The following is a 12,476-nucleotide window of genomic DNA, read 5'->3' as shown; positions in this document are numbered from 1 at the left end:
CTTTATCCAAGTTCCTCCCAATAAATTTTGAAAAATTACAGGAAGTATTAGGTTATGGCCCAAAAATCTGATATACTTTTACCAAAATAAAATAGGTACGAGGTATTTGTTTTGACTAAATCCAAATTGCAATTCTGGCTGATTCAAATTTTGCTTATAGTGTCTATTATTTTCATTTCGACAAAGATTTCTTTTATGTTTAAACCGATCGGCGTATTTTTTACAACTGTTTTCTTTCCGATTTTGATAACCGGCTTTCTGTATTTCCTTTTGAACCCAATCGTTGATTTTTTACAGCGTAAGAAGCTACCAAGGCCAGCGGCTATTTTAATTATTTATTTGGTGTTCGCCGGTCTTATGGTTTTTGCAATCGGAAATTTAGTTCCGGCGGTGACGAAGCAAGCGACAGAGCTTGCTCACGACCTTCCTGTCTTTGCGGATAAAGGCATTGATTTTATTAATGATGTCGTCAAGTCTTCCGAATTCAAAAGTTTCAGAAATGAGCAGCGAGAGATCATTGATACGATTCAAGATAAAACAATGGAGTATGCTAATAACCTGCCAAACACCCTTACGAATGGAATAAAGGGTTTCTTTGGCATCATAGCCAATATTGCGGTCATTCTTGTGACAGTCCCCTTTTTATTGTTTTATATGTTTAAGGACGGGCATAAGTTCCCGCTCTCTGTTTCGAAGTTCATTCCATCAGAATACAGGGATGAAAGCTTGACAATCCTTAAGGAAACAGGTGCAACCTTATCGGCGTATATTCAGGGGCAGGTCATCGTAGCTTCAGTGGTGGGAATCTTGGCTTTTATTGGATATTTCATTATAGATTTGCGTTATGCGTTAGTCATGGCGTTAATTGTAGCTTTCACTAACATCATTCCGTATGTTGGCCCGATTATTGGCGGTGCTCCGGCGGTATTGGTTGGATTTTTTGATTCCCCAACGAAGGCTTTATTAGTGGTCGTTGTAATCCTGATTGCACAACAAATTGAAGGCAACCTCCTGTCACCGATGATCTTAGGCAAATCATTGGATACCCATCCTGCAACGATCATTATTATTTTATTGGCTGCCGGCAATCTGGCTGGAGTCCTGGGGATGGTCTTGGCAGTCCCAACCTATGCCGTTACAAAAACAATCGTATTAAACCTCGTCAAATTATTAAAAGCAAGAAGAAGGGCGAGTATAACCGTCGAAGGAACCTAAAAAAATTCAAATGTTCTTTGCTTTGCGGCTATGTTAATAGTGAGTATCGATTTTTAATGAGTTAATTGGAACGAAGGGGACTGACTCCGGCGGGATGCAGCGGCAAGTGGAGACCCCACAGGCGCTCGCAGCGCCGAGGAGGCTCCACTGGCACCCCGCGGAAAGCATGTCCCCGGAGTGGAAATTAACATCAAAAATGACACTGCGTGTTACAAATTTAATAAAATATAGACCCTGTAGAGTAGACGGAAAATGCCTACTCTACAGGGTCTTTTTATGTCCACATAATAGTCCTGCTATGCACTAAACCTGCGGTAGTACAGGAAAAAACCTCAATGGTAGATGAACTAAACCAACGAATTAAAGACATCTTTATGGCAAAAATATGTCAAATCTATCAAACTGAGTAAATAAATATCTAATAATGATTGACTGATAATGATTATCATTATATATTAGGCATAGTGAATAAATTGAAAATGATTCTCAATTAAAAACCAAACAAGAGGTGCAATCATGAGGAAAAAAGTATTTGCTTTCAGTATGATCTTTTTGCTAGTTTTCGGTGCGTTGGCTGGCTGTGCAAAATCGAACACCGCTTCAAAAAAGGAACCTGCGAAAGAATCAGAAGAAAAGAAAGAACCTGGTGTCGTTAATCTTTATACAAGCAGGCACTATGAGTCTGATAACGAATTATATAAGATTTTTGAAGAAAAGACGGGCATTAAAGTAAACGTCGTTGAGGGAAAAGGCGACGAGCTGATGGAGCGACTGAATGTTGAAGGAGATGCAACCGAGGCAGACCTTTATTTCACCGCTGACGCAGGCAATTTGCACGTTGCGAAAGAAGCTGATCTGCTCCAGCCTGTCGAAAGTGAAGTCCTTGAAAAAAACATTCCTGAAAAACTCCGTGATGATGAAAATTACTGGTTCGCGATGGCAAAAAGGGCCCGTGTCCTTGTTTACGCGAAAGACCGTGTAAAGCCTGAAGAGCTATCAACTTATGAAGCGATGGCGACACCTGAATGGAAAGGAAGAGTAGTTGCCCGCCCGGCTGATAATATGTACAACATTTCACTCCTGTCATCTTTCATTGAAGTTATGGGTGAAAAGGAAGCGAAAGACTGGGCAAAAGGGTTTGTCGCAAATATGGCAAGGGAACCACAAGGGAATGACAGGGATCAGGCGAAAGCCGTTGTAGCTGGTGAAGCGGATGTCGCCCTTATGAATACGTACTATGTTGGGCTGATGTCAGTTTCCGAAGATCCTGAAGAGAAGAAAGTAGCTGAACAAGTGGGCGTGTTCTTCCCGAACCAGGAAACAACAGGAACACACATTAACGTAAGCGCGATTGCGGTAACAAAGTATGCGAAAAACAAGGAAAACGCCATCAAGTTCATGGAATTCCTATCAAGTGAAGAAGCACAGGGAAAATTTGCTGAAGTAAACTTTGAGTATCCGGCAAACCCTAATGTTGAGCCTTCTGAGTTCCTGAAATCATGGGGTGATTTCAAAGAGCAGGATATTAACCTATCCGTTCTCGGCAAAAATCAGCAGCAGGCCATTAAAATTTTCAACGAAGTAGGCTGGAAGTAATTAATACAATCAAATGCCGAAGCGCCGCTCTATGGTGCTTCGGCAAAACCGTTCACAGAACTTTCGGTTTCAATTGAGAATGATTTTCGTTATAATTTAGATGAATGAAAAATAACGTAAACACCATATGAATAGTTTTAAGGAAGTGTCAGCGTTGGGCTTGCGGAGACTTGTCAAACAACAACTTAATATTTGGTCCCTGCTCAGTCTGGCCTTGATTATTATCATCCTCATACCGAATTTCATCATCGGTGTTCAGTTATTTACTGAACCAAATGAAAACTGGCAGCATATTCAGGAATATTTATTAAAAGATTATATCCGAAATACCCTTGTCATTATGTTTTTCACGGCGATTGCGACGACAGCAATCGGAACGAGCCTGGCCTGGCTTGTTGCCATGTATGATTTTCCGCTAAAGAATTTCCTGAAGTGGGCGTTGATTTTGCCACTGGCGATTCCGCCATATATCGCAGCTTATACGTATCATGGAATCGTTAACTACACAGGGGTCATCCAAACGACCTTGAGAAATACATTTGAGATTACGGTTAACCAAAAATACTTCACGATCATGAACATTCAGGGGGCTGTCTTCATCTTTACGATGTGCCTGTTCCCCTATGTATATACGATTACGAAAAGCTTTTTTCAAAATCAGTCTTCCTCGATGATTGAGAATGCGAGACTCCTCGGAGGAGGCCCTATTAAAATATTTTTCCGGGTGGCCCTGCCGATTTCAAAAGCTTCCATTGTAGGAAGTGTGACGCTCGTCATTCTGGAAGTGCTCAATGATTATGGGGTTGTCGGTTACTTTGGAATCCAGACGTTCAGCACGGCGATCTTCCGAACATGGTATGGGATGAAGGATCTCGACTCCGCGCTTAAACTTGCCGGATCCCTAATGCTTTTGGTAATCATTGTTCTTGTACTCGAAAAGGTTTTGCGGGGAAGAAAGAGATATAGCTTTTCCACTACGAAAGTTCGTCCTGTCCAGCCAAAAAAGCTGAAAGGCATGAAGGCATGGCTCGTATTCGCCTATACATTCGGAATTTTTGCCATTGCTTTTATTATTCCCTTTCTGCAGCTGATCCAGTGGGCGTTCATGACGTATGAAAAAGTGCTGAATAAGAATTTCTTGACTCTTGCCTTTAACTCCATCTATGTAGCCGCCATCGCTGCGATCATCATTGTGGTCATCGCCCTTGTCATTTCCAACTTTACGAGGCTCCAACAAGGACTTGCTGCAAAAATGGCTTCCAGGGTGACAACGCTTGGTTATTCCATCCCGGGAGCGGCGATCGCAATTGCATTTATAACAATTTTTCTATGGATGGATACGACAAATAAAGAACTTTTGGCAAAAATAAACATGGAGCCGACAATAGTTTGGCGGACGACCCTGGTCATGCTGATTTCCGCCTATATCATCCGCTTTTTGGCGATTGGCTACAACTCTATTGAAACGGGGTTTGAAAAGGTCGGCAACAGCTTTACCGAAGCCTCCCGCACACTTGGCGCATCGACTGTAAAGACTTTTTTCAAAGTAGACCTGCCGATGGTAAAAGGAGCTGTGTTCAGCGGATTTATTCTCGTATTTGTCGATATTCTCAAAGAACTTCCGTTGACATTATTTTTACAGCCATTTAATTTTTCAACCCTGGCCACCCAGGCGTTTAAATATGCAAATGATGAAAGAGTCCAGGAAGCGTCATTGGCCTCGTTATTAATCATCCTATTAAGCGGAATCTTTATTTTCATTTTCCATAAACTCGCAGAAAAGGAGAACAGCTGATGTTTATACAAATACAAGATTTACAATATAAATATAAAAATGCAAAAGAAGCTGTCATCAAGGACTTTTGCCTGGAGATAGAAAAGGGCGAGATTGTTTCAATTTTAGGCGAAAGCGGAAGTGGAAAGAGTACGATTCTTAGGTTGATTGCGGGGCTTGAATGTCCGCAAAACGGCTCAATTAATATTTGCGGCGAGACAGTGTGCAACCGTGCCTGTTTCGTACAGCCCGAAAAAAGGGGAATTGGATTTGTTTTTCAGGATTATGCCCTTTTCCCGCATATGACCGTTGCAAAAAACATTATGTTTGGCTTGAAAAAGAAAAGCAGGAAAGAAAAGCACCAGCGTGTGGAAGAAATGCTGGAACTCGTAAACCTGGCTGATTATGCAAACCGTTATCCTCATGAGTTAAGCGGCGGCCAACAGCAGCGCGTGGCTCTGGCAAGGGCATTGGCTCCTGAACCGTCGTTATTGATTCTCGATGAACCATTCAGCAACCTTGATGCCGACTTGCAGAAAAAAATCAGGCGCGAGCTTAGGGAAATTATTAAAAAGACTGGCATCACTTCCATTTTCGTCACACATGACAAGGAAGATGCAAATGCGATGGCTGACCGTATCGTCTATATCGAAAACGGGAAAGTGAAGAGCTCGGCAATGAAGACCGAGAAACAGCGCCCAGCTTTGACGTTAGTAAATAATTGAGGGGTATTCCCCGCCTTGGAAACCAATTAGCTTTTTGAAACTATTGGTGAACTGTTGTTTTGAGTAAAGGGGAAAATATGATTATTAGAAAAATTGCCCAAGATGAAAGGCCCCCGATGAATTTGTTGTTAACAGCTGACCCCTCCACGGAGAGCGTGGACGATTATTTACTAAGGGGAGATTGTTATGTAGCTGAAAAAGGGCAACGAATCGTCGGAGTATATGTGCTGCTGCCAACCAGGCCTGAAACAGCAGAACTGGTAAATGTCGCGGTCGCGGAAACGCACCAGGGGATAGGGATAGGACAACAGCTAGTGAAAGACGCGATTCAAATAGCGAAACATAGCGGTTATAGGACGATTGAGGTTGGTACCGGCAATTCAAGTATAGGGCAAATCGCATTATATCAAAAATGCGGCTTTAGAATGAATGGAGTTGACCGGGATTATTTTATCCGACATTATCGGGAAGAAATTTTTGAGAATGGGATCCAGTGCAGGGATATGATCCGATTCACGCAGGATTTATAGAGGTTAACTGAAAAAGGAACAACGGTCCGGATTTCCGGGCCGTTGTTTTTGCTAGGCATTCCAGTTTTATGACGGAGTGATTCCGTCAATCGGACGCCTCTTTATCGTTCCTTCCGGTAAAACCGCTCGCCGGTTTCAGCGTTATAATACACCCTTGTTTTCTCGCCGGTAACCGGATCGATATTCACTTCGCTTGTTGCAACGAAGCCCGGCGGGACGGCTCCGTCCTGGTTCTTTTTGTACCGTTTGTCATAAATGAAGTAGCCAAGCAAAATGACGACGATTACGCCGATGATTTGCAACAGGTAAAACCCGCCGACTAACAACCAGGCCATTAAAGCTTCTCCACCACAGCGGCAGTGCCATAAGCGACAATTTCACTCATGTTTTGACCAATTTCCCCTGAATCGAATCGCATCATGATGATCGCATTGGCGCCCATTTGGTTGGCGTTTTTGATCATCCGGTCCATCGCTTCCTTTCGGGAATCCTCGAGCATGGATGTGTATTGCTTAATTTCTCCGCCGACAAGTCCCTTCAGCCCGGCCATAATATCGCCGCCGAGCCCTCTGCTCCGGACAATCAGGCCGAAAACAGGACCTTTGATTTCCTTCACCTGGTAACCTTCAATTTTTTCAGTCGTAACAACTAACATTCTCATCACCTCATCTATATTTATTCGCTATTAAAGTGGACTTTCCTTTTTGTGCAAAAACCATAATTAAAAATCGAGGTTTTTCTGTCCTTTCATGAATGGCCATCCCAATGATAAATAAGCTGCACGACGCCGGAAGAGAATGTCTTAGTCTCGGCCAATTTTAAATTCAGTCGCTGTTTGATATCGACAAATAACGGTTTTCCTTCTCCCAAAACTACAGGGTGGACAGATAATCTGAATTCATCAATGAGCCCCAACTGGATAAACGTTGTAATAAGGCTTGCTCCGCCATACAGCCAAATGTCTTTGCCTGGCTTATTCTTTAGTGCTAAGACATGCTCGGAAAGATCGTCATTGATGAAAACTGCTTTTTCGTCAGTCCCTGTTTGCGTTTTGGAAAATACATATTTTTTCTTGCCATGGATGATTTCCCAAAATTCTTTTTCACCCTCATCAGCAGTTTCAGGAGTGTATTGCCCCCATAAATCATAGCTTTTCCTGCCATATAAAATCGTATCAATGTCGTTTAGAAATTGAATGAAATCCATTTCAGGGTCCATGATGCACCAGTCAACTTCTCCGTTTTTTCCCTCAATGAAACCATCTAGAGTGACTGCTAGATCTAAAAGGATTCTTCTCGGTCTCCCGTTATTTGGCATAAAACTTCCTCCCTTATGAATCTAGGGTGTTTATTTTGCAAAATTATTGAATGTCATTGTCCTCGTATGATATCCAGTCGCTGAAGCTGCCGAGATATAGCTTGACGTTCTCGAAGCCCGCTTCCTTTAACGCCAGGAAGTTCGGGACAGCGGTGACGCCGGAACCGCAGTACACTATAACCTCTTTGTCGAGGGAGATTTCGGAAAATCTCCGTGCTTGTTCATCAGGAGATTTGAATTTCCCATCCTGGAGACCCTCCATCCATGGCTTGTTGATGGCACCAGGAATATGCCCTTTCTTTTTATCTATCGGCTCCTCAATGCCCAAGTATCTTTTCGATTCGCGGGAATCAATCAGGATAGCATTTTTCTTTTTGCCAAGGGAAATTTCTTTCACTTCTTTCATATCTGCAAGAATGGCAGAGTCAATTTCGGCATGGAAGTCCGTTTTTGCAAAAGTAGGAACCTCCGCGGTTGTTGGGTAAGTTGCTGCTGTCCACTCCTTGAATCCGCCATTGAGGATAAAGATTTTTTCGTGGCCAAGGTAGGTTAAGAGCCACCAGAATCTCGCGGCAAAAGCACCTTCGCCGTTGTCGTAGGCAATGATGGTTGTATTCCTGTCTATTCCTGAATGTTCCAGTTTTGCGATGAGTCCGCCGAGATCGGGCAGGGGGTGGCGCCCGCCGTGTGTGCAGACTGGACCGGATAAGTCCTTCTCAAGGTCAAAATGAATGGCTCCTGGGATATGGTTGTTCTCGTATTCCGTTTGCCCTTTTCCAGGGTCAGCAAGTGAAAACCGACAATCAACAATCCTGACATCTTCTTCGTTCAAATGCTTGAGAAGGTATTCCTTTTCAACGAAAAACTTCAAATGAACTCCTCCTTTTCATACCAAAATGAATCAGTTTCATAGTAACATGAAAGCAACACTTAGGGATAAGTTGGGAGGATGGAGCGAAGCAAAAAAATGTAAAAATTGTGAAAAGGTGAACAGAGTTCTTTGATGATGTTATAATGATTTTAGCTTAGGAAAATAGGTGGTGATTTCCAATGAAGTTAAGATTGCTTTTGATTGCTTTACTGGCTGTGGTTGGCCTTGCGGCATGCAGCGGGGAAACGGCCAAACAGGAAAATGGGCAAGGAGAGAACGTAGCGAAACAGAATGGCGATGTTAATATCAAGGAAATGGTCAACGGGTACAGCACTAGAGCACTTACAGCAAAGTCAGCGTCCATTACTTCTGATGAGTTGATCGTGACAGCCGAGAATGGAAAAGAGGAAGTCTACAGCCTCGCTGATGAGGAGTTTTTTGTGTCCATCGCTCCTTACGTCAATACAACCCATCCTTGAGGAAACCATAACTTGACAGGTTGTCAAGGAGAGTTGGCTAATAAGGAATTTGCCATGGTGATTACGGATGAAAGTGGCAAAGTGATTCTGGACGAAACCGTTAAGGCTGGGGAAAATGGATTTATTGACCTATGGCTGCCGCGGGAACAAACTTACAATGTGAAAATTGAGCACGATGGCAAAAAAACAGAGGCAGAGATTTCTACCTTTCAAGGAGATAATACTTGCATTACGACAATGCAATTAATGTAATTACGAGACCCTCGATTCGGCTGAGCCGATGAAAGGGTCTTTATTTCGCCTCATATGTTATGTGCGTGCAAAAAAACTTATATAGTAAAGGATATTTGCAGATTGTTTTCCATGTTGAGAAAGTTTTTGCAAGAGGCATCTTTCATTTACCGCCTGGTCATACTCCCCGCATTTATGAAATATGTATAAATAAATATGTTTCTAAAGGGGGAGTTCGGTTAATGGCGGGGAAAGATGATTTTGTACAAGGGTTTGTTCCGAACCATAATCACGGGTCGGTTGATTATACTTCAGTCAGTTCGGGGCACGTCCATCAATGCCTTGATGTGACATCGCCTCCAATCCAGACGCAGGATGGATCGCATGTCCACTATACAGAGGGTTACGTCGTCTATGAGGATGGGCATACGCATCACTACCAGGCCTACTCGGGGCCGGCGATTCCAGTCGGCAACGGGATGCACGTCCATTATTATGATTTTTATACAACCGAGAACGATGGCCACCGCCACAGAGTCAGAGGCGTCGATCACCCGGCGCCGGGGAATAAATAAGTATAGAAGCAGCTTGTTCTACCTGAACAGGCTGTTTTTTTATTTGCCCCATTAAAGATGACAGTTGATTGTTTAAGAAGTTGATTGGAAAGCATCTCCCCGGAGTGGAGAACAACAATCTAGGATAACAGACATCTTCTTTATTAAAGGGTCTTTTGAATTGGTTTCCTTGTATCCGTCCTAGCAGATTGCTATAATAATTGACTGACATTGACAGATAGCATCTGAGAGAGGACGAGGGGAAAAGTGGAAATTGGTTTAATCGGTTTAGGCAAAATGGGTTACAATCTTGGGATGAATATGCTCAGTAAGGAACATTCAGTCGTTGCCTATGATGTGAATAGCGAAAATGTTGAAAGAATAGCTGGCGAAGGGGCAAAAGGTGCCGGTTCGATTGCAGAATTGGTGAATGGCCTCGAAAAGCCTAGAGTGGTCTGGGTTATGGTACCCGCAGGTGACATTACGGAAAATGTTGTTCGTGAATTGTCATGCCTTTTGGAAGAGGGAGACATCGTGATTGAAGGCGGGAATTCACATTACAAGGATACGATGCGCCGCCACGATGAGCTTGCCGAAAAAGGCATCTTCTTCTTTGACTGCGGAACGAGCGGCGGCATGGAAGGCGCTCGGAACGGGGTCTGCACGATGGTTGGCGGAGACGCGGAAGCGTTCAAAGTGATTGAGCCGCTCTTTAAGGACATTTCGGTTGAAAATGGCTATCTTTATACAGGCAAGGGTGGAAGCGGCCACTTCCTGAAGATGGTCCACAACGGCATCGAGTATGGGATGATGCAGGCAATTGCTGAAGGGTTCGATATCCTCGAAAAGAGTCCGTTCGAGTATGACTACCAGGCTGTTTCAAAAGTATGGAACAACGGATCGGTCATCCGTTCCTGGCTGATGGAACTTATGGAAAATGCCTTCTCCAAGGAAGCGAAGCTCGAAGGCATCAAAGGCGTCATGCATTCATCAGGCGAAGGCAAATGGACCGTCGAAACAGCACTCGACCTCCAGGCAGCCGCGCCGGTTATCGCCATGTCGCTCATGATGCGCTATCGCTCCCTCGAAACAGACACATTCGCCGGCAAAGTCGTCGCCGCGCTCCGAAACGAATTCGGCGGCCATGCCGTCGAAAAAGCAGAATAAGTGGTGCAGGGGGACGGATCCGCTGCTTCCTTCGGGGATCTGAAGGAAGCGCTGGAACCGTCCCTTTTCTTTATTGTGTATAATAGAGAATAAAAAGGTAAGGTTTTCCATGGGGGGATTCTTGTTTTGCTAAAGGTAAAGATAGAAGAGGCGGGGTATTCGGAGAGTTCTGCTGTTTTGAGGAATGTTGGGTTTTCTGTTGGCGCAGGAGAGCTTGTGGGGTTGATCGGTCCAAACGGGGCCGGGAAGAGTACGGCGATTAAGTCGCTGCTTGGCGTGATGAAACACGTGAAGGGTGACATTGAGATGAAAGAGTATGCTTATATCCCGGAGCGCCCGTTGTTTTATGATCGGCTGACTTTATGGGAACATATTGAATTTCTCGCTGCAACAATTGGAGCGGATGATGTTGAATTTACCCAAAGAGCTGAAAACCTAATGAAAGTGTTCAAGCTTTCGGACGTTCGTTACCATTACCCGGAAAGCTTTTCAAAGGGAATGCAGCAGAAGGTTATGCTCATTCTTGCCTTTCTCCGAAAGCCGAATCTTTACATATTGGACGAACCGTTCATTGGCCTCGATCCGCGTGCGACTAAGGATTTGTTGAGCTATTTGCAAAATGAAAAGGAACATGGCGCGGGTATCCTTATGTCGACCCATGTCCTTGATACTGCAGAAAAAATTTGTGACCGATTCCTGCTTATCCATGGCGGGCGGCTCATCGCGATGGGAACTCTAACGGAAATTCGTGAGGCAAGCAGCCTTCCTGACGGCTCGCTCCTCGATTGCTTTGATGTGCTGACGAGCGGAGATGAGCAAAATGAATAGGAAAGTGAACATGCCGATAGGGGGACCGGACAGGCTTCCTGTTTCCACGGAGGAAAGAAGGCCGTTCACCGGGAGGAAGCTGTTTTTCAAAAGATATAAAACTGAACTTAAGTACCAGGCGGGCGTAATTCGCTCGGTACTGGATTGGACGATTTGGGTTTACATGGTTATTCCGGGACTTGTCATCGGAGGTTTTATGTATGCCGAGGCTTGGCAGGAACCCCCCGGTGGCATTCCGTTGGGGCTTGTGATAGCGGCACTGCTCCTCACGTCAATTGGCGGGAATATAAGGACGATGCTGGAGGAACCTGATTTGTTATTCCTCCTTCAGCAAAAAGGAATTCTTCGCCAGATGAAGCGGCATGCGTACATTCATTCGATTATCCAGGCATTATGTGCGACCGCGCTCTTTATCGTCCTGGCCCTCCCGCTGCTGTCCCAAAAGTACATGATGGCGCCATTCGAAATCGGGGCGTTATTCATTTCCATATTTGCGGTAAAGATATCCGTTCTTACTATTAAAAAGCGAATGGTTAACAGGTATTTTAGGATTGCCGTTATTCTGGTCGCCCTCTTGGCGGCGGCAGCATTTTTGCTAAGACTTCCATTCGGTGTGAATGGAATCTTTGGGACTATCCTGGCTGTGCTTTTGCTTCTATACAATTGGTCCGGTACCGGGTCGAACCATTCTTTTTTCAGGGACATCGAGATTGAGGCGGCTGAACGGAGAAAGTGGACAGGCATGATTCTGCACTTTTCCCCAGAGGTAGAAAACCTTCCATCCAGGCAAAAGAAACGTCCTATCCTGTTTCCTTACTCCGAACGGATTTTCAACAAACGCTCGCTAGAGAATGGCCTCTTAGAAATAGTGCTAAAATCATTTTTCCGCAACTGGAATGAAGTGGGCTCCGTTCTGCAAATGACCTCGATTACTTGTTTCGCTATCGTGGCAATGCCGCTCCTGTTCAAATGGGGCATTTACCTAGCATTTCTCCTATTCCTGAACATCTGGCTCGAAAGCTCATTCAAACGATTAACCGAAAGCCCATTCTTTCAAGCCGTCCCCTACGACCAGGACATCAAATACAATGTCTGGCCCCGATTCAGGAAAATCATCATTACCCCTTTGGCCATTCTTCTCGGATTACTGGCCGGCGCGGCAAGTTTTCTTTGAACCCTGGGGGACGGT

14 protein-coding genes are annotated in these 12,476 nt (G+C 44.4%); 10 read left to right on the top strand and 4 right to left on the bottom strand.

The window, feature by feature from the left end:
* The first annotated feature begins 111 nt into the window (after window positions 1-111).
* The 5 genes from BN1002_RS18970 to BN1002_RS18950 all read left to right on the top strand — a co-directional run bounded on the left by BN1002_RS18970 (window position 112) and on the right by BN1002_RS18950 (window position 5,840).
* Window positions 112-1,215, top strand: coding sequence for an AI-2E family transporter (locus tag BN1002_RS18970; RefSeq protein WP_048827086.1), 1,104 nt, complete (start codon window positions 112-114; stop codon window positions 1,213-1,215).
* 516 nt (window positions 1,216-1,731) lie between these two features.
* On the top strand, window positions 1,732-2,811 hold the full coding sequence (locus BN1002_RS18965) for a Fe(3+) ABC transporter substrate-binding protein (protein ID WP_048827085.1): 1,080 nt from the start codon (window positions 1,732-1,734) through the stop codon (window positions 2,809-2,811).
* Window positions 2,812-2,965: 154 nt separating this feature from the next.
* On the top strand, window positions 2,966-4,606 hold the full coding sequence (locus BN1002_RS18960) for an ABC transporter permease (protein WP_442853402.1): 1,641 nt from the start codon (window positions 2,966-2,968) through the stop codon (window positions 4,604-4,606).
* On the top strand, window positions 4,606-5,310 hold the full coding sequence (locus tag BN1002_RS18955) for an ABC transporter ATP-binding protein (RefSeq protein ID WP_048827083.1): 705 nt from the start codon (window positions 4,606-4,608) through the stop codon (window positions 5,308-5,310). The genes BN1002_RS18960 and BN1002_RS18955 overlap by 1 nt, the downstream gene beginning before the upstream one ends.
* Window positions 5,311-5,387: 77 nt before the next feature.
* A complete protein-coding gene (locus BN1002_RS18950) occupies window positions 5,388-5,840 on the top strand; it encodes a GNAT family N-acetyltransferase (RefSeq protein ID WP_048827082.1) in 453 nt (150 codons plus the stop codon).
* A 101-nt stretch (window positions 5,841-5,941) separates the two neighbouring features.
* On the opposite strand, the gene BN1002_RS18945 is transcribed toward BN1002_RS18950, so the two are convergent.
* The 4 genes from BN1002_RS18945 to BN1002_RS18930 all read right to left on the bottom strand — a co-directional run bounded on the left by BN1002_RS18945 (window position 5,942) and on the right by BN1002_RS18930 (window position 8,028).
* On the bottom strand, window positions 5,942-6,175 hold the full coding sequence (locus tag BN1002_RS18945) for a hypothetical protein (RefSeq protein ID WP_048827081.1): 234 nt from the start codon (window positions 6,173-6,175) through the stop codon (window positions 5,942-5,944).
* The gene (locus BN1002_RS18940) at window positions 6,175-6,495 is read right to left on the bottom strand and encodes a YbjQ family protein (protein ID WP_048827080.1); all 321 of its coding nucleotides are present in this window, start codon (window positions 6,493-6,495) and stop codon (window positions 6,175-6,177) included. The genes BN1002_RS18945 and BN1002_RS18940 overlap by 1 nt, the downstream gene beginning before the upstream one ends.
* Window positions 6,496-6,587: 92 nt before the next feature.
* Window positions 6,588-7,157, bottom strand: coding sequence for a dihydrofolate reductase family protein (locus BN1002_RS18935; protein WP_048827079.1), 570 nt, complete (start codon window positions 7,155-7,157; stop codon window positions 6,588-6,590).
* A 43-nt stretch (window positions 7,158-7,200) separates the two neighbouring features.
* Window positions 7,201-8,028, bottom strand: a complete 828-nt coding sequence (locus BN1002_RS18930) for a sulfurtransferase (protein WP_048827078.1) — start codon at window positions 8,026-8,028, stop codon at window positions 7,201-7,203.
* A gap of 179 nt (window positions 8,029-8,207) precedes the next feature.
* On the opposite strand from BN1002_RS18930, the gene BN1002_RS23455 reads away from it, so the two are divergent.
* From BN1002_RS23455 to BN1002_RS18900, 5 genes are all read left to right on the top strand, one after another.
* Window positions 8,208-8,759 (top strand): CueP family metal-binding protein, encoded by a 552-nt coding sequence (locus BN1002_RS23455; protein ID WP_197072821.1) that lies wholly within the window; start codon window positions 8,208-8,210, stop codon window positions 8,757-8,759.
* A 221-nt stretch (window positions 8,760-8,980) separates the two neighbouring features.
* Window positions 8,981-9,313, top strand: a complete 333-nt coding sequence (locus tag BN1002_RS18915) for a YmaF family protein (protein WP_048827075.1) — start codon at window positions 8,981-8,983, stop codon at window positions 9,311-9,313.
* Window positions 9,314-9,559: 246 nt separating this feature from the next.
* Window positions 9,560-10,459, top strand: coding sequence for a phosphogluconate dehydrogenase (NAD(+)-dependent, decarboxylating) (gnd, locus tag BN1002_RS18910; RefSeq protein ID WP_048827074.1), 900 nt, complete (start codon window positions 9,560-9,562; stop codon window positions 10,457-10,459).
* Between the two features lie 126 nt (window positions 10,460-10,585).
* On the top strand, window positions 10,586-11,287 hold the full coding sequence (locus BN1002_RS18905; protein ID WP_231575061.1) for an ABC transporter ATP-binding protein: 702 nt from the start codon (window positions 10,586-10,588) through the stop codon (window positions 11,285-11,287).
* Window positions 11,280-12,461 carry an ABC transporter permease gene (locus tag BN1002_RS18900; RefSeq protein ID WP_048827072.1) on the top strand — a complete coding sequence of 394 codons (1,182 nt, stop codon included), beginning with the start codon at window positions 11,280-11,282 and terminating at the stop codon, window positions 12,459-12,461. Before BN1002_RS18905 ends, BN1002_RS18900 begins: the two co-directional genes overlap by 8 nt.
* The last annotated feature ends 15 nt before the right edge of the window (window positions 12,462-12,476 follow it).

Origin of the sequence: Bacillus sp. B-jedd, assembly GCF_000821085.1 — a bacterium.
Lineage (GTDB): Bacteria > Bacillota > Bacilli > Bacillales > Cytobacillaceae > Bacillus_D.
The sequence above is the reverse complement of the archived record's forward strand: the minus strand, read 5'-3'. Positions and strand labels throughout refer to the sequence as shown.